The sequence below is a fragment of the Streptomyces sp. NPDC008121 genome (assembly GCF_042957155.1).
Lineage (GTDB): Bacteria > Actinomycetota > Actinomycetes > Streptomycetales > Streptomycetaceae > Streptomyces.
Genome location: NZ_JBIBHT010000008.1, coordinates 55,441 through 78,715 on the forward strand (window position 1 = coordinate 55,441; position 23,275 = coordinate 78,715).

A 23,275-nucleotide genomic window follows, 5' to 3' on the forward strand; every position below is an offset into this window, starting at 1 on the left:
TGGCATATGCCGCGCATGGGGAGGTTGTCGCCCGTCGGGCCATGACGAACATCACGCGCCGACGGGCTTGGAAGCCCTCGTTCCGCGAGCCGGCGCCACGGGCGGTCCGCAGACCGTGGTCACAGCGACGCCCCCGCGGGTCCGGTCCGTCACTCCGGCCGGACGACTCCCAGGATCTCCATCGAGCCCGCTCCCGCGATCGTCACGTTCCGGCCCGGACGCGGGGCGTGCACCATCGCGCCGTCGCCGATGTACATCCCGATGTGGCTGGCGTCCTTGAAGTAGACGATCAGGTCGCCCGGCCGCATGTCCTTGATGTCCACGCGCGGCAGCAGCCGCCACTGCTCCTGCGAGGTGCGCGGGATGTTCCGGCCCGCCGCGCCCCAGGCGCTCTGGGTCAGTCCGGAGCAGTCGAACGACCCCGGCCCCTCCGCGCCCCAGACGTACGGCTTGCCGATCTGCGCCGTCGCGAACGTGACCGCCGCCTTGCCGCGGGCGGTCGCCGTCCCGTCGAGCCCCTTGAGGACGCCGGTGTCCAGCCAGGCGGACTGCGCCCGGTGGCGCTCCTGCTCCTCCAGGCGCAGCAGCCGCGCCCGCTCCTCGGCCTCCAGCTCGGACTCCAGCTTGCGGGCCGCGGCGATCTTGGCGTCGATCTCCTTCTTCGCCTTGGCCTGCTTGACGCGGTTGGCCTCCAGCTTGGTCCAGTTGGTGCCCGCGTCCCGGGCGTAGACCGTCAACTCCGTCTGCGTGCGGTTCATTTCGCCGAGGAGGTCGCTGGTGGCCTTGTGGCCCTGCTTGAGTCGGCCCGCGTGGTCGAGGAAGAGCTGCGGGTCGTCGGTGAGGACGAACTGCGCGCCGTCGGGGAGGCCGCCGTTGCGGTACTGGGCGCGGGCCGCCGCGCCCGCCTGGGCCTTGAGCCGGTCGATCTTCTCGCGGCCGGCCACGATCATCCGGGCCAGCTTCACGATCTCGGCGGACTGTTCCTTCGTCTGCTCCTCGGCGAGGTTGTACGCGTCGGTGGCGACGGCGGCCTGGCGGTACAGGCCGTCTATCTCCTTGCGGACCTCTTCGAGGGTCTTCTTCGGCCCGGCGGGCGCCCCCGGCGGCAGCGGCGCGGCCGACGCGGACAGGGTCAGCGCGGGTGAAGCCAGCACCGTCAGGGCGCAGACCACGGTGATCGCGGTGGTGGCACGGCGGCGTCGGTTCACTTATCTCCCCCTTGGACGGCCTTGCATCCCGCATCTGATTTACCGTCAGTAACTTGTCGGTGACCTTGGCGATAGTGCCATGCGAAACGGGAAAACGACAGGGGAAACCCGGTCTTGTCGGGTCACGTCCCCCGACCAGGGACGAGTGCACGGCGTGTCGCGTTCCGTCGGCACCGGAAATTCGACGGGATGTGACGAGAACGACGCGCGCGGCGCCCGGTCACGGGGCGGCCCCCGGGGCCCGACGGGCGGGGGAGGGGGGCGTACGGCGGGGGAGCGGGGCGCTCAGGAGGCCGGAGCCAGCGCCTCCCAGCGCACCGTCACCTCTCCCTGCCGCCACCGCCCGTGGCCGTCCGTCAGGGGCCAGTCCGCCGCCAGGTCGCGTACCGCCCGGATCCAGCGCTGCCGCGCGCCGAGCGAGGCGTACGGAGCCGCCGCCGCCCACGCCCGGTCGAAGTCGCGCAGGAAGGCGTGCACCGGCTCGCCCGGCACATTGCGGTGGATGAGGGCCTTCGGCAGCCGCTCCGCGAGGTCCGACGGCCGCTCCAGCGAACCGAGCCGGGTCGCGAAGGTCACGGTGCGCGGCCCGGACCGGTCGAGCGCCACCCAGACGTGCCGCCGCCCGATCTCGTCGCACGTCCCCTCCACGAGCAGCCCCCCGGGGCCGAGCCGCGCGCACAGGCGCGCCCACACCGCGGCGACCTCGCCCTCGTCGTACTGGCGCAGCACGTTCGCGGCCCGGATCAGCGAGACCTCGCCCGGCACCGGGACCTCGAAGCCGCCGTGCCGGAAGGTCAGGCCCTCGCGCTCGTACGGGCGGGCGGCCGCGACCCGGGACGGTTCGATCTCGATGCCGACGACCTCGGTGCGCGGATCGGCGGTCCGCAGCCGGCCGAGCAGCTCGACAGCCGTCCAGGGGGCGGCTCCGTACCCGAGGTCGACGGCGACGGGCGGGACGGGCGACCGGCGCAGCGCCGGGCCGTGGACGGCGGCGATCCAGCGGTCCATGCGGCGGAGCCGGTTGGGGTTGGTGGTCCCGCGGGTCGCCGTGCCGACCGGCCGGGCCCCGGCGGGCGGGGAGAGAGGTGTGCGCCCCCGGGCGGAGCTGGGGGTCAGGGGGGTGCGCGGGGCCATGGAACGAGCGTAAGCGGTGCGCCGGACCTCGCCCCCACGCCCCATTCGCCTCACCCGTCCCGCCCCCGCCCCCCGTCGACGAACCGGCCGGGCAATGAATTGGCAAAACGGAAATGGATGGCGGTATTCCGGTGTTGTGCCGCCTGGAGGGCGACGTAGGCCGTCCGGTTCGCCGTGCCCGTACCCGCGCGGTGCTCCGGGACCGCGCTCGCGGCGCCCCCGCTGACCGCTGCAGCAAGCCCTGCCCTCCCTCCGAGCGGAAGGACCGTCGACGTGAGCCAGTACGTGTCCCGGCTCGCCGGCTCCCTGGCGACACCGTCCAGGCTCCGGCTCCCCGGCCGTCACCGCACCCCTCGCCGGGTGGCCATGCTCAGCGTCCACACCTCGCCCCTCCACCAGCCGGGGACCGGCGACGCAGGCGGCATGAACGTCTACATCGTCGAGCTGGCCAAGCGCCTCGCCGCGATCAACATCGAGGTCGAGATCTTCACCCGCGCCACCACCGGGGGCCTGCCTCCCGTGGTCGAGCTCGCGCCCGGTGTGCTCGTACGGCACGTGGACGCCGGCCCGTACGAGGGCCTGGCCAAGGAGGAGCTGCCGGCCCAGCTGTGCGCCTTCACGCACGGCGTCATGCAGGCGTGGGCGGGCCACCGCCCGGGCCACTACGACCTGGTCCACTCCCACTACTGGCTCTCCGGCCACGTCGGCTGGCTCGCCGCCGAGCGGTGGGGCGTCCCGCTCGTGCACGCGATGCACACGATGGCCAAGGTCAAGAACGCGGCGCTCGCCGAGGGCGACACCCCCGAGCCCGCCGCCCGCGTGATCGGCGAGACCCAGATCGTCTCCGCCGCCGACCGGCTGATCGCCAACACCGCCGAGGAGGCCGACGAGCTCGTCCGCTTCTACGAAGCCGACCCCGGCAAGGTCGCCGTCGTCCACCCCGGTGTGAACCTCGACCACTTCCGCCCGGCGGACGGCCGCGCCGCCGCCCGGGCCCGGCTCGGCCTCCCCGCCGACGCGTTCATCCCGGTCTTCGCGGGCCGGATCCAGCCCCTCAAGGCCCCGGACATCCTCCTGCGGGCGGCGGCCCTGCTCCTCGAACGTGACCCGTCGCTGCGCACCCGCATGGTGGTGCCGGTGGTCGGCGGCCCGAGCGGCAGCGGTCTGGCCAAGCCGGAGGGCCTGCAGAAGCTGGCCGCCCGGCTCGGCATCGGCGACGTCGTCCGCTTCCACCCGCCGGTCGGCCAGGATCGGCTCGCGGACTGGTTCCGCGCGGCCTCGGTCCTGGTCATGCCCTCGTACAGCGAGTCCTTCGGCCTGGTCGCCATCGAGGCGCAGGCGGCCGGCACGCCCGTCGTCGCGGCCGCGGTCGGCGGCCTTCCGGTCGCGGTGCGCGACGACGTCACCGGCTACCTCGTGCAGGGCCACGACCCGGCCGACTACGCCCGCGCGCTGGGCCGGTTCCTCGACGACCCGGACCTGTCCGCCCGGATGGGCGCGGCGGCCGCCCGGCACGCCGGTTCCTTCGGCTGGGAGACGGCGGCGTCCGGCACGGCGGACGTCTACACCGCGGCGATGCACGAGCACCGGATGCGCGACCAGAGGGCGCGCGAGCAGCGGATGCGCGAGAACCGTCGTCGCGTACGCTCGCACCATGGCTGACGTCGCACGCGCCCAGCAGGTCATCGAGGACACCCTCAAGGACGCCGAACTGGAGTGGGAATCCCCCGAACCCGGTTCGTACGTGGTCAAACTGCCGGGCACCCGCAAGCTCTTCACGACCCTCTCCCTGCGCGTCGGCCGCCACTCCCTCTCCCTCAACGCCTTCGTCATCCGTCACCCCGACGAGAACGCGACGGGCGTCCACCGCTGGCTGCTGGAGCGCAACCTCAAGCTGTACGGCGTGAGTTACGCGATCGACCGTCTCGGGGACATCTATCTGACCGGCAAGCTGCCGCTGGCCGCCGTCACCCCGGAGGAGCTGGACCGGCTGCTCGGCTCGGTCCTCGAAGCGGCCGACGGGTCCTTCAACACGCTGCTGGAGCTGGGCTTCGCGAGCGCGATCCGGCGCGAGTACGAGTGGCGGGTGTCGCGTGGCGAGTCCACCCGGAACCTGGACGCGTTCACGAACCTGACTCAGCGCCCGACGGGCTGACCCTCCGTCCCCTCTCGCTGTTCCCGCACCACCCCTTCCGTGCCCTGCCCTGGCCGTGCCATGCTCACGCTCGGCGCAGATCTGAACACCGTTCATGTACATGAAAGGGGCTCGGGGTATGGCAGCACTCGGCAGGCGACGGTTCGTGGGCGGCGCGGTGGCGGTGGCGGCGGCCGCCATGAGACGGGCACGGGGTTCGCCCCCGCTCCCGCCCCCGCTTCCTCCTCCCCCCGGACGCCGCCCCTCCGGGCTCCCTTGCGGCCCTCCCTCTGGGAGGAGTACGCGGCCGCCCCCTACACGCACCCCCAGATCCCCTACGTGGGCCGCGCCGGCGCCCGCCGGGGCGCCGTCCGTCTCGCCCGGCCGCGGATCGTCGCCGATGTCCGCGCCTTCGGCGCCACCCCCGACGGCTCCACGGACTCGGCGCCCGCCATCAACCGCGCCCTCGCGCACGCCGGGGAGCGCGGCGGCGGCACGGTGGTCGTCCCGCCGGGGACGTACCGGATCGACGGGCTGATCCACATCGGCCACAGCGGTGTCGTCCTCCGCGGCGCCGGCTCGGGGCGGACGAGACTGCTGGCGACCCGGCACCTCACCGAGCTGATCGGCCCCTACGGCTCCCGCTACGGCGGCGACAAGTCCTCCTGGTCCTGGGCCGGCGGACTGATATGGCTCAGCCCGCGCGCCCGCCACGCCTCCCTCGTCGCCGCGATCAGGGCCCGCACCTGGCCGTTCGAGGGCTGGACGGGCAACAGGCGCGACGAGTGGAGCACCCTTTCGGCCGTCCGCCCGGCCCGCCGCGGCGACTGGACGGTGACGGTCGACGACCCGTCGGCCCTCCACCCGGGGCGGATCGTTCTCCTCCGCCTCTCCGACGACGCCGGGCACACGCTCCTGGAGCACATGGCGGGCGGCGGGCCGGGACCGGAGGCGTACACCTGGGACGACAAGACCAAGCTGACGAGCTACCTCCCGTACGAGTGGCCGGTGCGGATCGCGTCCGTACGGGGCCGGAAGGTCACGTTCGAGCGGCCCCTGCCCCTCGACGCGCGCCCGGAGTGGGACCCCCGGCTGACCACCCTCGCCGAGCCGCTGACCGACGCGGGGGTGGAGGGGCTGACCCTGGAGGCGGTCGAGACGCCCCAGGCCCCGCACCTCCTGGACCGCGGCTACAACGGCGTCACCTTCCAGTGCGCGTACGACTGCTGGGCCGACGACGTCGTCGTCCGGCACGTCGACAACGGCTTCGGGCTGGTCGCCGCCTCCGCCTGCACCCTGCGCCACACGCGCGTGGAGGGCCGCGGCTCCCACCACCCGTACTTCTGCCGGGAGGGAGCGCACGACAACCTCGTGGCGGACTTCCGCATCGCGGCCCGTACGGTGCCGGCGCCGGCCGGGACCCAGCTGCACGGCATCAACGTGGAGGGCCTGTCCAGCCACAACGTCTGGTCACGGGGCCTGATGGAGACGGGCACCTTCGACACGCACCGGGGCATGCCCTTCGCCAACGTACGGACCGAGATCACGGTCGAGAACGACGGCCGTCACGGCGGCGACGCGTCGGCCGGGCCGCTGTACGGGGCCCGGTTCGCGCACTGGAACGTGACGGTCACCAACGGGCGGGCGGGACTCGTCAGGATCGACACCGTCGCTCCGTACAGCGTGACCGCCGGCATCAGCGAGGTCCGGGAGTTCGACCAGATCGACGTGCCGGACTTCGCGGGCGAGCTCCACGCGCGCGTGGAGGCGTACGGGGACCCGGGGGCGGTGCGCCCCCGGAACCTGTACGAGGCCCAACGGGCGATCCGGGTCAGGCGCTGACGGCGGGCTTCTGGTCGGGGAGGTCGCCGGGGCGGGGCGGGAGGTCACCGGTCGCGTCCGGGTCCCGGGCCACCACCCGGATCTCCCCCGGGGCCGGCCCGGCCGCCACGGCGGGAAGCGGGGCGGGGGCTTCCGCCGGTACAGGGTCCGGCACGGCATCGCGCACCGAGTCCGGCAGGGCATCGCGCACCGGGTCCAGCAGGGCGTCCGGCACTGCCGGCTCGTTCTCGCTGAGGGCCGTGCGCAGGCGAGTGGCGTAGCCGAGGGCGGCGACCGACCCGATGACCGCACAGGCCACCCACAGCACGTCGGGTCCCGGCCCGTCCACGACCCAGCCGGCCAGGATCGGCGCGACGAACCCGGCGACGGCCCAGGACATGCCCATCACGCCCTGATAGCGGCCCCGGGCGTGCTCCGGGGCGAGCCGGGCGGTGGCGGCGGCGTTGGTGGGGACGTGGATCATCTCGCCGATGGTCCAGATGACGACGGTGGCGGCGAAGACGACGGGCGACCCGGCCAGGGCGGTCGCTCCCGTACCCACGGCGAAGAGCAGCGAGGAGACGGTGAGGAGCATCGTCGGCGAGCGCTTGTCGGTCACCCTGTTGACCAGCAGCTGGAAACCGACGATGACCACGCCGTTGACGGCGATGACCGCGCCGTACGAGGCGGGGGAGAGGCCCTGGGCGGTCATGGACAGCGGCAGACCGATCCAGGGGGCGGTGAAGACGAGGCAGACGAGGAGGTTGAGGAGGACGAGGGTGCGGAAGGGCGCGTCGCGCAGCACGTCGAGCACGCTCAGACGCTGCTCCTCGACGACCTGGCCCGCGGTGTCGCGTCGGGCCTCGGGGCGGGTCTCGGGCAGCCGGAGGAAGACGATCAGGGCGCACAGGACGGTGGCGACGGCGTCGACGACGAACAGGGTGCGGTAGCCGAGGAAGACCGCGGCGCCGCCGCCCAGGGCGGCGATGGCGAAGCCCAGATTGAGCGCCCAGTAGTTGAGCGCGTAGGCCCGGCGCAGGTCGTTCTCGGGGACCATGTCGGCGATGGTGGCGTTGATCGACGGCCGGACGCCCTGCATGGCGACGCCCATGAGCAGGACGACGGTGGCGACGGCCCAGGCGCTGCTGACGAACGCGAGGGCGGCGGCGCAGGCCGCGCCCGCCAGGTGCATGGTGACCATGGTGGGCCGTCGGCCCCACCGGTCGGTGAGCATGCCGCCGAGCGGGGAACCGGCGACTCCGCCGAGGCCGTGCAGCGCGACGACGAGACCGGCGAACCAGGCCGAGTGGCCGAGCTCGTGGACGAGATAGAGGGAGAGGAAGGTGAGGACGAAGGCGCCGGTGCGGTTGACGAGGGTGGAGAGCCAGAGCCACCAGAATCCGCCGGGGAGCCCGGAGACCGTCGCGCGCGCTGATCGTCTGAGCGAATCGATGGACATGTGTGGCCGGCCCCCTGGCGTCTGTAAGTCCCTCTTGGCGAATCCGAAACTTACGCATCTCATGTGTCGGACGCCAGCGAATTGCCGGGGGCGTCGAGCGTCGGGCGTCGATTAGGCTCGTGCGCATGGCCGACGCACCGTACAAGCTGATCCTCCTCCGCCACGGCGAGAGCGAGTGGAACGCGAAGAATCTGTTCACCGGCTGGGTGGACGTCAACCTCACGGAGAAGGGCGAGAAGGAGGCGGTCCGCGGCGGTGAGCTGCTCAAGGACGCCGGCCTGCTGCCCGACGTACTGCACACCTCCCTCCAGAAGCGCGCCATCCGCACGGCGCAGCTCGCGCTGGAGGCCGCGGACCGCCACTGGATCCCGGTCCACCGCTCCTGGCGCCTGAACGAGCGGCACTACGGCGCGCTCCAGGGCAAGGACAAGGCGCAGACGCTCGCGGAGTTCGGCGAGGAGCAGTTCATGCTCTGGCGCCGCTCGTACGACACCCCGCCGCCGGCGCTCGAGGACGGCACGGAGTTCTCCCAGTCGGACGACGCGCGCTACGCCACGATCCCGCCGGAGCTCCGCCCCCGCACGGAGTGCCTGAAGGACGTCGTGGACCGCATGCTGCCGTACTGGTACGACGGCATCGTCCCGGACCTCCTGACCGGCCGCACGGTCCTGATCGCCGCGCACGGCAACAGCCTGCGCGCCCTGGTCAAGCACCTCGACGGCATCTCGGACGAGGCGATCGCGGGCCTGAACATCCCGACGGGCATCCCGCTCAGCTACGAGCTGGACGAGACCTTCAAGCCCCTCAACCCGGGCGGCACGTACCTGGACCCGACCGCGGCGGCGGCGGCGATCGAGGCCGTGAAGAACCAGGGCAAGAAGTAGCCCTGACCTACGAGAGAGCCCCCTGCCTGCTGGTTTTCAGCGGGTAGGGGCTTTCTCGTGGGCTGGGGCCGCATGATGCCCGGGCTCCGGCTCCCGCCTCGCTTCGGCCCGGGCGCCGGCCCTCCTGAGGACGGCGACAGCGTCGTCGGCCAGGTCCTGGGGCCGCTCCTCGAGGACAACGACCGGTGCCCGCCGCATCAGCACTTTGCTGTGCCAGAGGCTCAGCCCCGTCACTTCGCGCACGGCCCGGACCACGTCCGTCTCGCGGGCCCCGCAGTCGAGGAGCACGACGGCATACGACGGCTCGTCGCAGACCAACATGAAGTACTCGGCCACGTCTCCGCCCCCCCATCGCGCCCCCCGCTTCCTCGATGACGGGGAGCGTATGCGCCCTGAAAGACGACAGCCACGGCTTTTCGGGCACGCTCCCGACTGCCCGGCATGAGGTGCGCGTACACCCGCAGAGTCAGGCCCGGATCAGAGGGGTCCCACGGCCCTCGCCTCTGACCCCGCCCCCCGAAGGGCCCCCCGAGCCCCCCAGAAAGCCCCCCCCGCAGGCCCCCCGAACCCCCGGCCCCCTACCCCCTCAGCCCTTCACCCCCCGCACTGGCACGGTGCCCCCGACTGGCAGCCGCAGCCGCAGCCGGGGCCGCAGCCGCAGGCGCCGAGGACGAGCAGGTGGAGTGGGGCGCGTGCGGGCTCCGGCTGGGGGTCGGTGGTGGCGGTGTCGGCCATGGGTACCTCCTGGCAGGCGAAGGCGAAGGCGTCCGTCGCCCTTTCCCATTGCACGCCCGCCGTGCCGGGCGCATCAACGGCGCACAGGAGTGCGACCGCCGCCCCCGGAGGGCTTACGCGCCCTCGACCGGCGCGTCCGACTGCTGCAGCTCGTCCGCGTGCTCGCCCGTCACCAGGTACACGACCCGCTTCGCCACGGACACCGCGTGGTCCGCGAACCGCTCGTAGTACCGGCCGAGCAGCGTCACGTCCACCGCCGTCTCGATGCCGTGCTTCCACCGGTCGTCCATCAGGTGCTGGAAGAGCGTCCGGTGCAGCAGGTCCATCTCGTCGTCGTCCTGCTCCAGCTGGAGCGCCAGGTCGACGTCCTTCGTGATGATGACCTCCGCCGCCTTCGCCATCAGGCGCTGCGCCAGCTGCCCCATCTGCAGGATCGTGGCGTGCAGGTCCCGCGGCACGGCCGTGTCCGGGAACCGCAGCCGCGCCAGCTTCGCCACGTGCTGCGCCAGGTCGCCCGACCGCTCCAGGTCGGCGCTCATCCGCAGCGAGGTCACGACGATCCGCAGGTCCGTCGCCACCGGCTGCTGCCGGGCGAGCAGTGCTATCGCCCGGGCCTCCAGGTCGTGCTGCAGATCGTCGACCTTCTGGTCGGCCGCGATCACGCTCTCCGCCAGCTTCAGATCCGCGTCGAGCATCGCCGTCGTGGCGCGTCCGACCGCCGATCCGACGAGCCGGGCCATCTCGACCAGGCCCTCGCCGATCGAGTCAAGTTCCTCGTGGTACGCGTCCCGCATCGATGTCCCTCTCTCACAAGCGCTCTCACAAGCGTCCGGGGTCCGGGTGGGGCTCGGACCCCCACGCTGCCACGTTCGGACCCGTACGCGTCGGGTTCCTCCCGCTCACATGAACCGACTCTTTCCCCTCGGTGAACTCTGGGCGACGCACGCCGGCGCACCGCTGGGGGCAAATGAACCGGCGCCGTCCCCATGGTGAACTCTGGGCGACGACTGTTCGAGCAGCCACTCGCACGGCTGGGAGAGTGTCCTCCGCCCCGCATAACCTTGATGGCATGGACGTGAACGCGGCAGTCGCCGCATTGGCAGCGATCGCCGGGGTGTGCACCGGCGTGATCGCCATGCTGGCGTTCCGCTGGAGCGAACGCGACCAGGCGCGACCCACTCGTACCTCCCTGCACACCGACGCCGTGCTCCCGCCCGGCGTCGACACCGTCCTGTCCGTCCTGCGCTCCTCCGCGGTCGTCCTCGACGAGAGCGACTCGGTCGTCAAGGCCAGCTCGGCGGCGTACGCCCTCGGCCTGGTCCGCGGCGGGAAGCTGGCCGTCGAGCCGATGCTCAACATGGCCCGCGACACCCGCCGCGACGGAGAGATACGGCAGGTGGAGCTGGACCTGCCCCGGCGCGGCACCGGACGCGGCGAAGCCCTCGCCGTCTCCGCCCGCGTCGCACCGCTCGGCTCCCGCCTGGTGCTCCTCCTGGTCGAGGACCTCACCGAGGCGCGCCGCATCGAGGCGGTACGCCGCGACTTCGTCGCCAACGTGAGCCACGAGCTCAAGACGCCCACCGGCGCGCTCTCGCTGCTCTCCGAGGCCGTCATGGACGCCTCGGACGACCCCGAGGCGGTCACCCGTTTCGCCGGCCGCATGCAGATCGAGGCGACCCGCCTCACCAACCTCGTCCAGGAGCTCATCGACCTCTCCCGGGTGCAGAACGACGACCCGCTGGAGGACTCCGAGCCGGTACGCGTCGACGAGCTGGTCGCCGAGGCCATCGACCGCTCCCGGCACACCGCCACCACCAAGCAGATCACCATGGCTTCGAACGTGTGGCTGCCCGAAGGGCCCGAACAGGGCGGTGGTGGGCGACGGGAGGGCGGCTCCGCCGACCTGTTCGTCTGGGGCAGCCGCGGCCAGCTCGCCGCCGCCCTCGGCAACCTCGTCGAGAACGCCGTCAACTACTCGCCGGCGCGCACCCGCGTCGGCATCGCGGCCCGCAAGATCACCGCGCCCGGCGGCGACCTCATCGAGATAGCCGTCACCGACCAGGGCATCGGCATCCCCGACAAGGACAAGGAGCGCATCTTCGAGCGCTTCTACCGCGTCGACCCGGCCCGTTCCCGCGCCACCGGCGGTACGGGTCTCGGCCTGGCCATCGTCAAGCACGTGGCCGCCTCGCACGGCGGGGAGGTCTCCGTGTGGAGCACCGAAGGCCAGGGTTCCACCTTCACCCTGCGGCTCCCCGAGGCGGGTGCCGTACGGGACCGCCGCTCGCACGGCTCCCCCTCCGTCTCTCCCACCCCCGATCTCATGACCGAACCTGCCCCGGAGGTCCTTCCGTGACCCGAGTGCTCGTCGTCGAGGATGAGGAATCCTTCAGCGACGCCCTGTCGTACATGCTCCGCAAGGAAGGCTTCGAGGTCGCGGTCGCCGCGACCGGGCCCGACGGCCTCGACGAGTTCGAGCGCAACGGAGCGGACCTCGTGCTCCTCGACCTGATGCTGCCCGGGCTGCCGGGCACCGAGGTCTGCCGCCAGCTGCGCGGCCGGTCCAACGTCCCGGTCATCATGGTGACGGCCAAGGACAGCGAGATCGACAAGGTCGTCGGCCTGGAGATAGGAGCCGACGACTACGTGACCAAGCCCTTCTCCTCGCGCGAGCTGGTCGCCCGCATCCGGGCGGTCCTGCGCCGCCGCGGCGAGCCGGAGGAGGTCACGCCGGCGGCGCTGGAGGCCGGCCCGGTCCGCATGGACGTGGACCGCCACGTCGTCACGGTCGCGGGCGGCAAGGTCGACCTCCCGCTGAAGGAGTTCGACCTGCTGGAGATGCTCCTGCGCAACGCCGGCCGGGTCCTGACCCGGATGCAGCTGATCGACCGGGTCTGGGGCGCGGACTACGTCGGCGACACCAAGACCCTCGACGTCCACGTCAAGCGCCTGCGCGCCAAGATCGAGCCCGACCCGGGCGCGCCGCGCTATCTGGTGACGGTGCGCGGTCTGGGCTACAAGTTCGAGCCGTAGGCGGACCGCCGGGCCGACCGGAGCCCGTGACGCGGAGAAGGGGCGCCCCGAACGGGGCGCCCCTTCTCCCATGCCTGGGTACGGTCCCGGCGGGCCCGTACGGCCGTGTACGGGCCGTCAGTGACCGGCCTCGTGGTCCGCCTCGCCCCCGTGCTCCGCCTCGCCCGTCGGCGTGGCCGACGGCGACGGGGAGGTGCCCGGCGGCTTCGGGACCTCGACCGGGCCGAACTCCTTGAAGTAGCTGGTCGCCGGGACGACGAAGGCCTCCAGGCCCACGTCACCGGTCTTGCTCAGCTTGAAGACGACGTCCTGCGCGTTGCCGTTCTTCGCGGCCTCGTGGCCGGTCTCGATCGTGGCGGAGGCGTTGCCCTTGCCGCCGATGATGACCGAGCCCAGCGCGGGGACGGTGATCGGGCCGGTGCCCTGGGCGGGCTTCAGCGTCACCGTCGCGTTGGTGCCGGGCAGGGTGATCGCGTCGAGCGTCTGGGGCGTGGTGCCGTTGTTGAAGACCGTGGCCGAGACGACGGCCGGGCCCTTCACGGCGGCGTCCGGCTGGGTGATCACGAGCGCGTTCTGGATCTTGACGTCGTCCACCGAGACGGCGGCGTTGTCCGGCCGGACGCCGAGCGTCTGCGCGTTGTTCCCCGCGCCACATGCGGACAGCGAGGCGATCGAGAACACGATGGCGGTGGCGGCGAGGGCGCCGCGTCGAAGGCTGCGGCTCACGGCGGCGGCATCTCCTAGGCGTACGGACGGGCGAGGGACAGGCCGGCTGGGGTCGAACGTGGAACAACCGGCCACGGGTGAACTCATGGTGCGTCAGCGCGCTCAGGTTACCGAGCCGCACTCTCCGTCCCGCACCCGACCCGCCCCTTCGGCGCTCCGGTGCGCTCCGTCCGCGCGCCGGAGGCGGGGGGCGGCGCGCGCGACACTCCCGGCTCCGCCGCTCCCGATGTTTCGCGCCACGGCCGGATCACGGCCCATTGACCCGCCGTTCACATAACCGTCGTGATCAATTCGAGGGTGGGCCGCGTATTCCGTGAGCCTCCCCGCGGAAAAGCGACGGGCGGTCTCGCGGTGATCAATTCGGGATTCGCGCCGGGATGCATCCGTACGAGTGACCGATCCTCGAACGGAGTACGCGAAGAGGGGCGCGCCGAACCCGACAAACCGGGACATCGCACCTTCTTCGTCCGGCCCCGGATGGGTGTAACGTCCGCGTATCCCTCCGTCCGCGCAGCGGCTCCGACCTGCGAATACCCCCTTCCGGAAGCCCGTCGCAGCACGTTCGTGTTGCTGTTGTCAAGCCCCGAGATATGCCCTGACCTGCGAAAACGCCATTCAGAAGAAGCCGTATCCGTGTTACCCTGGATAGCCACGGAAGGGGTACCTGTCACATGACGTTCAAGGTTGGCGACACCGTGGTCTATCCCCATCACGGGGCCGCGCTGATCGAGGCCATCGAAACTCGCCAGATCAAAGGCGTGGACAAGACCTACTTGGTGCTCAAGGTCGCCCAGGGCGACCTGACGGTTCGTGTGCCGGCGGACAATGCGGAGTTCGTCGGAGTTCGCGACGTGGTCGGTCAGGATGGGCTGGACCGGGTCTTCGAGGTGCTGCGCGCGCCGTACGCCGAAGAGCCCACGAACTGGTCCCGACGCTACAAGGCAAATCTCGAGAAGCTCGCCTCCGGCGATGTCATCAAGGTCGCCGAAGTAGTGCGCGACCTGTGGCGCCGGGAGCGCGAGCGCGGGCTTTCCGCAGGTGAGAAGCGCATGCTCGCCAAGGCTCGGCAGATCCTGGTGAGCGAGCTTGCTCTCGCGGAGAACACGAACGAGGACAAGGCCGAGGCTCTCCTCGACGAGGTCCTCGCGTCCTGAGCAGCGATGCCGCGGTGCCCGATGACGTGCTGTGAAGATCACAGTGCCGTCGCCGGGCGCTGCGGCATGTCCATCTCCCGCACCTGACCTGCCCCAGCATCACTGCACCGAACCACCCCACGTCCGTGGACTCCCGACCGACGTCCGACCGGCGTCGCGGCCCTGGCCGCACGGCACCGCACGGCGCCCAGGGAAGGCTCCCGGCACCGCGCGGTCGTTCACGGAAAAAAGCCCCGCAGTCCCTGTCCCCTTGGTCCCCTCGCGCCACATCCCCTGTGCCCGCCGCGATACGCCCCCGACCGTCGTCACGGAAAGGGCCCGGTCAAGGCGTCGCGTCCGGCACGGTGAGGCCATACCCATGTCGGCCGAGGAAACAAACCTGCCGGAGTGCAACCAATGACAGACCCAGCGCGTCCTGTCCGTACCGCCGTGGTGATCCCCGCGGCCGGCCGGGGCGTACGGCTCGGCCCGGGCGCCCCCAAGGCGCTCCGGGCGCTGAACGGCACCCCCATCCTCATCCACGCCGTCCGCGCGATGGCCGCCTCCCGCGCGGTCTCCCTCGTCGTCGTGGTCGCCCCCTCCGACGGCGCCCCCGAGGTCAAGAACCTCCTCGACACCCACGCCCTCCCCGAGCGCACCGACTACCTCGTCGTCCCCGGCGGCGAGACCCGCCAGGAATCCGTGCGGCTCGGTCTCGAAGCACTCCCCGAGGGCATCACCACGGTCCTCGTCCACGACGCGGCCCGCCCCCTCGTCCCCGTCGACACCGTCGACGCGGTCATCGAGGCCGTCCGCGACGGCGCCGTCGCCGTCGTCCCCGCGCTGCCCCTCGCGGACACCGTCAAGGAGGTCGAGCCCGCCGCGGAGAAGGGCCGGCCCGAACAGGTCGTCGCCACCCCCGAGCGCTCCCGGCTCCGCGCCGTCCAGACCCCGCAGGGCTTCGACCACGACACCCTCGTCAACGCGCACGCCACCATCGCCCTCACCGGCGACGGCGCCACCGACGACGCCGGCATGGTCGAACGCCTCGGCGCACCGGTCGTCGTCGTCCCCGGCCACGAGGAGGCGTTCAAGGTGACCCGCCCCCTCGACCTCGTCCTCGCCGAGGCCGTACTCGCCCGCAGGAGGGCCAACGATGGCTTCTGACCTCCCCCTCGTCCCCAGGACCGGTATCGGCACCGACGTCCACGCCTTCGAACAGGGCCGTGAGCTGTGGTGCGCCGGTCTGCTCTGGGACGGGCCCGAGAACGACGGCTACGGCCTCGCCGGCCACTCCGACGGCGATGTCGCCGCCCACGCCGCCTGCGACGCCCTCTTCTCCGCCGCCGGCATCGGCGACCTCGGCGCCCACTTCGGCACCTCCCGCCCCGAGTGGTCCGGCGCCTCCGGCGTCACCCTCCTCGCCGAGGCCGCCCGGATCGTCCGGGCCGAGGGGTACGAGATCGGCAACGTCGCCGTCCAGGTCATCGGCGTCCGCCCCAAGGTCGGCAAGCGCCGCGACGAGGCGCAGAAGGCGCTGAGCGCGGCGGCCGGCGCGCCCGTCTCCGTCTCCGGCACCACCACCGACGGCCTCGGCCTCACCGGCCGAGCCGAGGGCCTGGCCGCGATCGCGACGGCCCTCGTCTACCGCGCCCCCTGACGGGACGGGCCCGCCGCCCCGTCCCCGTACGGAAAATTCGTGCCCCGCGACCGGCAATCGGTCGCGGGGCACTACCACACGGCCACTACCCTGGAGTGGTGACTATTCGCCTGTACGACACCAGCGCCCGGCAGATCCGTGATTTCACCCCGCTCACACCGGGCTGTGTCTCGATCTACCTCTGCGGTGCCACCGTGCAGGCCGCCCCGCACATCGGCCACATCCGGTCGGGGCTGAACTTCGACATCATGCGCCGCTGGTTCGAGTACCGCGGGTACGACGTCACGTTCATCCGCAACGTCACCGACATCGACGACAAGATCATCGCCAAGGCGGTCGACCAGGGCCGCCCCTGGTGGTCCATCGGCTACGACAACGAGCGCGCCTTCAACTCCGGCTATGACGCCCTCGGTTGCCTCCCGCCGACGTACGAGCCCCGCGCCACCGGTCACATCACCGAGATGGTCGAGATGATGCGCGGCCTCATCGAGCGCGGGCACGCCTACGAGGCCGACGGCAGCGTCTACTTCGACGTGCGCTCCTTCCCTGGCTACCTCGCCCTGTCCAACCAGGACATCGACGACCTGCGCCAGCCCGCCGAGGACGGCATCACCGGCAAGCGCGACCCGCGCGACTTCGCCATGTGGAAGGCGACCAAGCCCGGCGAGCCCGACTGGGAGACGCCGTGGGGCCGCGGCCGCCCCGGCTGGCACCTGGAGTGCTCGGCGATGGCGCACAAGTACCTGGGCTCCGCCTTCGACATCCACGGCGGCGGCCTCGACCTGATCTTCCCGCACCACGAGAACGAGATCGCCCAGGCCAAGGCCTACGGCGACGACTTCGCCTCGTACTGGGTGCACAACGCCTGGGTCACCATGAGCGGCGAGAAGATGTCGAAGTCCCTCGGCAACTCCGTCCTCGTCTCCGAGATGGTCAAGCACTGGCGCCCCATCGTCCTGCGCTACTACCTCGGCACCCCGCACTACCGCTCGATGATCGAGTACAGCGAGGACGCCCTGCGCGAGGCCGAGGCCGCGTTCGCGCGGATCGAGGGCTTCGTCCAGCGCGTCACCGAGAAGGCCGGCAAGACCGTCCCGCCCGCCCCGGACGTGCCCCTCGCCTTCGCCGAGGCCATGGACGACGACCTGGGCGTCCCGCAGGCGCTCGCGATCATCCACACCACCGTCCGGCAGGGCAACAGCGCCCTGGCCGCCGACGACAAGGACGAGGCCATCGCCCGCCTCGCCGAGGTACGCGCCATGCTCGGCGTCCTCGGACTCGACCCGCTCGACCCGCACTGGGCCGGCGAGGCCGACCGCGGCGAGGACCTCCACGGCGTCGTCGACACACTCGTACGCGTCGTGCTCCAGCAGCGCGAATCGGCCCGCGAGCGCAAGGACTGGGCCACCGCGGACGCGATCCGCGACCAGCTCACCCAGTCCGGCCTCGCCGTCGAGGACAGCCCCGAGGGCCCCCGCTGGACGCTCGGCAACCGCTGAAGACGTGCCGCCCGGGCCACCGGGCGGCACACTTCATCTACAGACTTATGCACGCAACACCGAGGAATAGGTAGTCATGGCCGGGAACAGCCAGCGCAGGAACCGTCGCACGTCCAACAAGAAGGGTGCGACGGTCGGCAGCGGTGGCCAGCGGCGCAAGGGCCTCGAGGGCAAGGGCCCCACGCCGCCCGCCTCCGCCCGCAAGGGTCACAAGAAGAACCGCGTCGCCAACGCCCAGGCGAGGCAGGCCGCCACCCGGCGCCCCGCCCCGCGCCGAGGCGGCCCCAAGGGCACCTCGGAGATGGTCGTCGGCCGTAACCCGGTCTTCGAGGCGCTGCGCGACGGCGTCCCCGCCACCACGCTCTACGTCCAGCAGTTCATCGACAACGACGAGCGCGTCCGCGACGTCCTCAAGCTCGCCGGCGAGCGCGGCAACATCAACCTGATGGAGGCCCCGCGCCAGGAGCTCGACCGGATGACGAACGGCCTGAACCACCAGGGCCTCGTCCTCCAGGTCCCGCCCTACGAGTACGCCCACCCCGAGGACCTCACCGCGGCCGCCTACGACGCCCACGAGGACCCGCTGATCGTCGCCCTCGACGGCGTCACCGACCCCCGCAACCTCGGCGCGATCGTCCGCTCCGTCTCCGCCTTCGGCGGCCACGGCGTCGTCGTCCCCGAGCGCCGCGCCGCCGGCATGACCGCCGGCGCCTGGAAGTCCTCGGCCGGCACCGCCGCCCGCACCCCGGTCTCCCGCGTCACCAACCTGACGCGCGCCCTGGAGGGCTTCCAGAAGGAGGGCCTCACGGTCGTCGGCCTCGCCGCCGACGGCGAGCACACCGTCGAGGACCTGGAAGCGCTCGACGGCCCCGTCGTCATCGTCATCGGCAGCGAGGGCAAGGGCCTCGGCCGTCTCGTCGGCGAGACCTGCGACTACCGCGTCCGCATCTCGATGCCCGGTGGCGCCGAGTCGCTGAACGCCGGCGTCGCCGCGGGCATCGTCCTCTACGAGGTCGCCCGCCGCCGCACCCGCTGACGGCGCTTCGCGCCGGGCGAGCCGCCCCGCGGCGCGCGCGCCGACACTCCGTACGCCCCCTCGTTCGGCGTACTCCGGGAAAGGGTCCACCTCGCTGAGCTGGGCCCTTTCCCCGCACGGGCGATCTTGACGGGTCTCGGACATTCACTGCCCGTCAAGGCAGTGTCCTTATCCCGCGTCACTCGGTTAGATGAGTGTGGACACCAGAACGCCCCGGCCGGGGTTCGACGATCAGCCCGCGCTGAGCATGGTCAAAGTGGATTCCGACCCCGCGCAGGTCATCGTGAACCACGCCAGCTTCCGTGTGCGGCTCGCGCCGACCGCCCAGCAGCCGAAGTTCGCCGTCGCCCCCCGCCTCTCCGTACTCGGCGGAGCCGGAGCGGCCGCGGGCGCGGCCGCCGGCGCGGCGGGCCGCCGCCGCCCCGTCGTCTGGACCGGGAAGTCCGCACCGGGCGACCCCGGCGCGACCGGACTCCTCCAGGCCATGCGCGAGTCCTCCGTCTCCACGCTGGAGCCGCCCGCGACCCACCAGGCGGGCGCCACCCAGGCCATCCCGCGCATCGACGACACCATGCCGACCCCGGTCGTCACCGGCGACGCGCCCCCGCTGCTGCCGCCCATGCGGCGCGCCGAAGGGGCCTACGACCCGCCGCAGGACGACGCTTACTCCCCGCCGTACCGCCCCGCCTACGGCGACGAGGGCCCGGAGGCCGACGACACCGACACGGAGCGCGCCCGCTCCCACCGGCACGGCGCCGAGACCGTCCGGCACGCCTATTACCCCGGGCGCCGCATGAACCTCGGCGTCGTCCTCCTCCCGCTCCGCGTCTTCCTCGGCTTCATCTCCATCTACGCCGGCATGGGCAAGCTCTGCGACCCCGTCTACTTCGACGGCGGCGAGCGCGGCTCCATGGTCAAGTGGCTCAACTCGCTGCACCCCTGGGCCCTCGCCGAACCCCTGCGGGACTTCGCCCTCCAGCACCCCGTCGGCGCCGGCCTGACCGTCGCCTTCCTCCAGGTCGTCGTCGGCGTCCTGACCGTTCTCGGGCTCTGGCAGCGCGTCGCCGCCGTCTTCGGCGCCCTGCTCTCCGCGGCCCTGATCCTCACCGTCAGCTGGAAGAGCGTCCCCGTCTACGACGCCCCGGACATCATCTTCCTCGCCGCCTGGTCGCCCCTCGTCATCGCCGGCGCCCCCGTCTACTCCATCGACGGACGCCTCGCCGGCGAAGCCTGGCGCACCCTCGGGCCCCGCTCCGCACTCTGGGACCTGCGCCGCCGCGTCCTGCGCCGGGGCGCCGTCGTCACCGCCGTCGTCGTCGGCCTCACGCTCCTCACCGGCTCCATGCTCGGCGGAGCCGTCCGCTCCACCGACATGGTCACCGTGCCCGGGCCGAACGACGACCCGATCAACCACCTCCCCGGCCAGCCCCTCCCGCAGGAGCCCGGCGAGCGCACCCCCTCCACCTCCGCCTCCGTCCGCCCCAAGCCGTCGGAGACCGCCGGCGCGAGCGGCGAGCGCGAGGACGAGGAGAGCGCCGCTCCGACCGAGACCGTGCGGGAGACCGGCCGCATCGAGGAGAGCCGGCCCACCGCCACCCGCGGCACCGACAGCTCCCCGACGCAGTCCAAGCCCGCGCCCCCGCCGTCCACCGGCTCCGGCCCCACCAGCAGTGGCGGCAGCGGCGGTGGCAACAGCGGCGGCTCCGGCGGCGGCGGCGACGGCGGCAGCACGGACGGCGGCTCGACCGGCGGCGGGAACCGCAACCCCATCGGCGGCCTGCTGGGCTGACCCCCGGCCCGCCGGACGACGAAGAAGGGCGGCACCGCGCATCCGCGGTGCCGCCCTTCGCGTACCCGCCGGGCGGTGGCGTACGAGAGGCCGTACGAGGCTCCTGCGAGAAGGCCGTACGAGGGAGTCGTACGCGAGAGAGTCGTACGAGCGGCTGTCAGGCCCCGTGAGCCGACAGTTCCTTCGCCGCCTCGGTCAGGTCCTTCGCCGTGTCGATGGCCCGCCAGTACGCCCCCTGGGGCAGCGGGAAGCCCGCCAGGCGCCGCTCACGGGCCAGCCGGGGGAACGTCGTCCGCTCGTGGTCGCCGAGCTCCGGCAGGAGGTCGGTGAAGGCCGCGGAGAAGACGTACACCCCCGCGTTGATCAGATACGGCGACGGCGGCGACTCGATGAAGTCGGTGATGTGCCCGAACGCGTCGGTCTCGACGGCGCCCCACGGGATCCGGGGGCGGGCGAGGGCGAGGGTGGCGGTGGCGTCCCGCTCGGCATGGAACTCGGCCATCTCCCGCAGGGAGAAGCGGGTCCAGATGTCGCCGTTGGTGGCGTACCAGGGCTGGTCGGGCTCGGGCAGGCGCGCGGCCGCGTACTTCAGTCCGCCGCCGCGGCCCAGCGGCTCCGTCTCCACGACCGTCGTCACGCGCAGGGGGAGGACGGCGGAGGCCAGCCACTCCTGGAGCACCTCGGCGAGATGGCCGCACGAGACGACGACATCGGTCACGCCCTCGTCGGCGAGCCAGGAAAGCTGATGGCCGATGATCGGGGTCCCGGTGCCCGGGATCTCGACCATCGGCTTGGGGCGGTCATCGGTGTAGGGGCGAAGGCGCGAGCCCTGGCCGCCCGCCAGGACCACGGCCTGCGTCGGGGTGGTGTGCATACCGGAACGATATGCGTACCTCGTGAGGCTGAACCGCTGTCGGCGTGGACGGTTCAGCTCGCGTACATCACGCCCGTCGCGAAGGAGGTGTCGCAGACCGGACGGGAGTAGGACTGGGCGCGCGTGGGGCCGTAGTACTGCACGGCGGCACGGCCGAGGGCGCGGGCGATCGACACGCAGTGCTTGGCGAGCGAGGGGCGGTTCTCGACCTCGCGCTGCAGGTGGGTGAGAGCCGTCCCGGGGTCCTTCTCCTGAAGCTCTGCGAGGAGCCGGTCGCGGAGAATATCCTGCGGGGCGCGGGACTTGGCGGGGGCGGAGACGTCCTTGGAGGATGCGGTCAGCATCTGGGTCCCGGAGCCCTGGCCGGCCCACGGAACGGCGGACACCGCGAGCGTGCCGGAGAGCACCAGGACGACGGGCAGGACGAGGGCGAGAGAGCGGCCGATACGGCGGGCAGTGTGCGTCACGCAGGCGAGCGTAGCGGTCCGTACAGATATGGCGACATTTAGTCACTCTCGCGAGGGATGGTTCGAGGCGTCTTTTCGAATCCCGTGTTGACGCCGGGCCGTGGATCCTGTCCGAATTGACGGGTCTGCCGGGGTATTTGTCGACAGCGTCCCGGAGCGCCGCCGAGGTACGCGAACGGCCCCGCGTCCGACTCGGACGCGGGGCCGTTCGCACTGCTTCGGGGGCGGTCAGCCGGAGAGGCGCTCGCCCGTCGACGTCGAGAAGACGTGCAGCTCGTCGGCGCGCGGCACGACGTGCAGGGTGGAGCCCTTCTCCGGCACCGCGCGGCCGCCGACGCGGACCACCAGGTCCTTGTCCTCGCTGCCGACGCGGGCGGAGCCGTAGACGTAACCGTCGGCGCCGAGCTCCTCGACCACGTTAACGGAGACGGCCAGGCCCTCCTTGCTGGTGGCGCCCGAGACGTCGAAGTGCTCGGGGCGGATGCCGACCGTCACCGTCTGGTCCCCCCGGGCGGAGGCGGCGGACAGCGCGTCGCGGGAGACCGGGACGATGCTGTTGCCGAACTTCACGCCGCCCTCGGTGATCGGCACCTCGACCAGGTTCATGGCGGGGGAGCCGATGAAGCCGGCGACGAAGAGGTTCGCGGGCCGGTCGTACATGTTGCGCGGCGAGTCGACCTGCTGAAGCAGACCGTCCTTGAGGACCGCCACCCGGTCGCCCATGGTGAGCGCCTCGACCTGGTCGTGGGTGACGTACACCGTGGTGATGCCGAGGCGGCGCTGGAGCGACGCGATCTGCGTACGGGTGGAGACGCGGAGCTTGGCGTCGAGGTTCGACAGCGGCTCGTCCATGAGGAACACCTGCGGCTCGCGCACGATGGCACGGCCCATGGCGACGCGCTGGCGCTGACCGCCGGAGAGCGCCTTCGGCTTGCGGTCCAGGTACGGGGTGAGGTCGAGGATCTTCGCGGCCTCTTCGACCTTGGCGCGGATCTCGCTCTTGTTGACGCCGGCGATCTTCAGGGCGAAGCCCATGTTGTCGGCGACGGTCATGTGCGGGTAGAGCGCGTAGTTCTGGAACACCATGGCGATGTCCCGGTCCTTGGGCGGCAGGTGCGTGACGTCGCGGTCGCCGATGCGGATGGCGCCGCCGTTGACGTCCTCCAGACCGGCCAGCATGCGCAGGGAGGTCGACTTGCCACAGCCGGAGGGGCCGACGAGGACGAGGAACTCGCCGTCCTCGATCTCGATCTCGAGCTGGTCGACGGCGGGCTTGTCGGACCCCGGGTAGAGCCGGGTCGCCTTGTCGAACGTGACGGAGGCCATGGTGATGTGTCCCTTCACCGGCAGGAACGTGCCGGACGATCCGTTGTAAAGGAAGGATGTGGTGTAGTCCACCGGAGTGAACTGGGGGTGACGCTACCTTGGCGATGTCCGGTCTGTCAGTAGCGGGAGGCGGGGGAATTCGTCCCCTGGCCGTTCGTGGCGCTGTGTAGAGTGGGGGAGCCTCGCGCGTGAGCACCGCCGCGGGCGATGCCCCCTTAGCTCAGCCCGGCCAGAGCGCCGCACTTGTAATGCGTAGGTCGTCGGTTCGAATCCGACAGGGGGCTCCACGATTCCTGTGTCCCGGACCGCTCTGGTCCGGGACACTTGTGCGTTACGGGGGCGTAGACGCACGAGTGG

At 72.0% G+C, this 23,275-nt stretch carries 22 protein-coding genes, 1 tRNA gene and 1 pseudogene; 13 read left to right on the forward strand and 11 right to left on the reverse strand.

Annotated features, from left to right (window positions below):
- Nucleotides 1-149: 149 nt before the first annotated feature.
- Both ACFZBD_RS25285 and ACFZBD_RS25290 read right to left on the reverse strand, forming a co-directional pair.
- Nucleotides 150-1,208 carry an NlpC/P60 family protein gene (locus ACFZBD_RS25285; protein WP_391143516.1) on the reverse strand — a complete coding sequence of 353 codons (1,059 nt, stop codon included), beginning with the start codon at nt 1,206-1,208 and terminating at the stop codon, nt 150-152.
- A gap of 285 nt (nt 1,209-1,493) precedes the next feature.
- Nucleotides 1,494-2,342, reverse strand: coding sequence for a class I SAM-dependent methyltransferase (locus tag ACFZBD_RS25290; RefSeq protein ID WP_391143518.1), 849 nt, complete (start codon nt 2,340-2,342; stop codon nt 1,494-1,496).
- Nucleotides 2,343-2,615: 273 nt separating this feature from the next.
- Here ACFZBD_RS25290 and mshA point away from each other — a divergent pair, with 273 nt between their 5' ends.
- From mshA to ACFZBD_RS25305, 3 genes are all read left to right on the forward strand, one after another.
- Nucleotides 2,616-4,004, forward strand: a complete 1,389-nt coding sequence (gene mshA, locus ACFZBD_RS25295; protein WP_391143520.1) for a D-inositol-3-phosphate glycosyltransferase — start codon at nt 2,616-2,618, stop codon at nt 4,002-4,004.
- Nucleotides 3,997-4,497 (forward strand): YbjN domain-containing protein, encoded by a 501-nt coding sequence (locus ACFZBD_RS25300; RefSeq protein WP_391143522.1) that lies wholly within the window; start codon nt 3,997-3,999, stop codon nt 4,495-4,497. The genes mshA and ACFZBD_RS25300 overlap by 8 nt, the downstream gene beginning before the upstream one ends.
- 255 nt (nt 4,498-4,752) lie before the next feature.
- Nucleotides 4,753-6,318 (forward strand): glycosyl hydrolase family 28-related protein, encoded by a 1,566-nt coding sequence (locus tag ACFZBD_RS25305; RefSeq protein ID WP_391143525.1) that lies wholly within the window; start codon nt 4,753-4,755, stop codon nt 6,316-6,318.
- Here the strand turns inward: ACFZBD_RS25305 and ACFZBD_RS25310 are convergent.
- Nucleotides 6,308-7,756, reverse strand: coding sequence for an MFS transporter (locus ACFZBD_RS25310; RefSeq protein ID WP_391143527.1), 1,449 nt, complete (start codon nt 7,754-7,756; stop codon nt 6,308-6,310). The genes ACFZBD_RS25305 and ACFZBD_RS25310 overlap by 11 nt on opposite strands.
- A gap of 125 nt (nt 7,757-7,881) precedes the next feature.
- Between ACFZBD_RS25310 and ACFZBD_RS25315 the strand changes: the two genes are divergently transcribed.
- On the forward strand, nt 7,882-8,640 hold the full coding sequence (locus tag ACFZBD_RS25315) for a phosphoglyceromutase (RefSeq protein ID WP_391143530.1): 759 nt from the start codon (nt 7,882-7,884) through the stop codon (nt 8,638-8,640).
- A gap of 36 nt (nt 8,641-8,676) precedes the next feature.
- Here the strand turns inward: ACFZBD_RS25315 and ACFZBD_RS25320 are convergent, their stop codons facing one another.
- From ACFZBD_RS25320 to phoU, 4 genes and pseudogenes are all read right to left on the reverse strand, one after another.
- On the reverse strand, nt 8,677-8,976 hold the full coding sequence (locus tag ACFZBD_RS25320; RefSeq protein WP_391143532.1) for a ribosomal protein L7/L12: 300 nt from the start codon (nt 8,974-8,976) through the stop codon (nt 8,677-8,679).
- A 59-nt stretch (nt 8,977-9,035) separates the two neighbouring features.
- Nucleotides 9,036-9,122 (reverse strand): annotated as a pseudogene (locus ACFZBD_RS25325) (integrase); the annotation flags it as partial.
- A 112-nt stretch (nt 9,123-9,234) separates the two neighbouring features.
- A complete protein-coding gene (locus ACFZBD_RS25330; RefSeq protein ID WP_391143534.1) occupies nt 9,235-9,375 on the reverse strand; it encodes a hypothetical protein in 141 nt (46 codons plus the stop codon).
- A 113-nt stretch (nt 9,376-9,488) separates the two neighbouring features.
- Nucleotides 9,489-10,169, reverse strand: a complete 681-nt coding sequence (phoU, locus tag ACFZBD_RS25335; RefSeq protein WP_391143536.1) for a phosphate signaling complex protein PhoU — start codon at nt 10,167-10,169, stop codon at nt 9,489-9,491.
- 275 nt (nt 10,170-10,444) lie between these two features.
- On the opposite strand from phoU, the gene ACFZBD_RS25340 reads away from it, so the two are divergent.
- Both ACFZBD_RS25340 and ACFZBD_RS25345 read left to right on the forward strand, forming a co-directional pair.
- A complete protein-coding gene (locus tag ACFZBD_RS25340; protein ID WP_391143538.1) occupies nt 10,445-11,731 on the forward strand; it encodes an ATP-binding protein in 1,287 nt (428 codons plus the stop codon).
- Nucleotides 11,728-12,408, forward strand: coding sequence for a response regulator transcription factor (locus ACFZBD_RS25345; protein ID WP_015035162.1), 681 nt, complete (start codon nt 11,728-11,730; stop codon nt 12,406-12,408). Before ACFZBD_RS25340 ends, ACFZBD_RS25345 begins: the two co-directional genes overlap by 4 nt.
- Before the next feature lie 117 nt (nt 12,409-12,525).
- Here ACFZBD_RS25345 and ACFZBD_RS25350 read toward each other — a convergent pair whose 3' ends face one another.
- A complete protein-coding gene (locus tag ACFZBD_RS25350; protein WP_391143540.1) occupies nt 12,526-13,134 on the reverse strand; it encodes a DUF461 domain-containing protein in 609 nt (202 codons plus the stop codon).
- Nucleotides 13,135-13,805: 671 nt separating this feature from the next.
- On the opposite strand from ACFZBD_RS25350, the gene ACFZBD_RS25355 reads away from it, so the two are divergent.
- From ACFZBD_RS25355 to ACFZBD_RS25380, 6 genes are all read left to right on the forward strand, one after another.
- Nucleotides 13,806-14,288 (forward strand): CarD family transcriptional regulator, encoded by a 483-nt coding sequence (locus tag ACFZBD_RS25355; protein WP_003953493.1) that lies wholly within the window; start codon nt 13,806-13,808, stop codon nt 14,286-14,288.
- Nucleotides 14,289-14,684: 396 nt separating this feature from the next.
- Entirely contained in the window at nt 14,685-15,434 is a 750-nt protein-coding gene (ispD, locus tag ACFZBD_RS25360) for a 2-C-methyl-D-erythritol 4-phosphate cytidylyltransferase (protein ID WP_391143542.1), read from the forward strand.
- Nucleotides 15,424-15,927 carry a 2-C-methyl-D-erythritol 2,4-cyclodiphosphate synthase gene (gene ispF / locus ACFZBD_RS25365; protein ID WP_391143544.1) on the forward strand — a complete coding sequence of 168 codons (504 nt, stop codon included), beginning with the start codon at nt 15,424-15,426 and terminating at the stop codon, nt 15,925-15,927. The genes ispD and ispF overlap by 11 nt, the downstream gene beginning before the upstream one ends.
- Nucleotides 15,928-16,025: 98 nt before the next feature.
- Entirely contained in the window at nt 16,026-17,426 is a 1,401-nt protein-coding gene (cysS, locus tag ACFZBD_RS25370) for a cysteine--tRNA ligase (RefSeq protein ID WP_391143545.1), read from the forward strand.
- Nucleotides 17,427-17,502: 76 nt separating this feature from the next.
- Nucleotides 17,503-18,462 carry a 23S rRNA (guanosine(2251)-2'-O)-methyltransferase RlmB gene (gene rlmB / locus ACFZBD_RS25375; protein WP_391143548.1) on the forward strand — a complete coding sequence of 320 codons (960 nt, stop codon included), beginning with the start codon at nt 17,503-17,505 and terminating at the stop codon, nt 18,460-18,462.
- Between the two features lie 190 nt (nt 18,463-18,652).
- A complete protein-coding gene (locus ACFZBD_RS25380; RefSeq protein ID WP_391143550.1) occupies nt 18,653-20,251 on the forward strand; it encodes a DoxX family membrane protein in 1,599 nt (532 codons plus the stop codon).
- Nucleotides 20,252-20,408: 157 nt separating this feature from the next.
- Here the strand turns inward: ACFZBD_RS25380 and ACFZBD_RS25385 are convergent, their stop codons facing one another.
- The 3 genes from ACFZBD_RS25385 to ACFZBD_RS25395 form a co-directional block, all read right to left on the reverse strand.
- Nucleotides 20,409-21,125, reverse strand: a complete 717-nt coding sequence (locus ACFZBD_RS25385; protein WP_391143553.1) for a sugar phosphate nucleotidyltransferase — start codon at nt 21,123-21,125, stop codon at nt 20,409-20,411.
- A 53-nt stretch (nt 21,126-21,178) separates the two neighbouring features.
- Complete coding sequence (locus tag ACFZBD_RS25390; protein ID WP_391143556.1) at nt 21,179-21,592, reverse strand: hypothetical protein; 414 nt, start codon at nt 21,590-21,592, stop codon at nt 21,179-21,181.
- Between the two features lie 228 nt (nt 21,593-21,820).
- Nucleotides 21,821-22,918: a sn-glycerol-3-phosphate ABC transporter ATP-binding protein UgpC gene (locus ACFZBD_RS25395; protein WP_391144347.1), complete on the reverse strand. Its 1,098-nt coding sequence runs from the start codon at nt 22,916-22,918 to the stop codon at nt 21,821-21,823.
- A 209-nt stretch (nt 22,919-23,127) separates the two neighbouring features.
- On the opposite strand from ACFZBD_RS25395, the gene ACFZBD_RS25400 reads away from it, so the two are divergent.
- Nucleotides 23,128-23,205: transfer RNA gene (locus ACFZBD_RS25400), tRNA-Thr, on the forward strand.
- Nucleotides 23,206-23,275 lie beyond the last annotated feature (70 nt).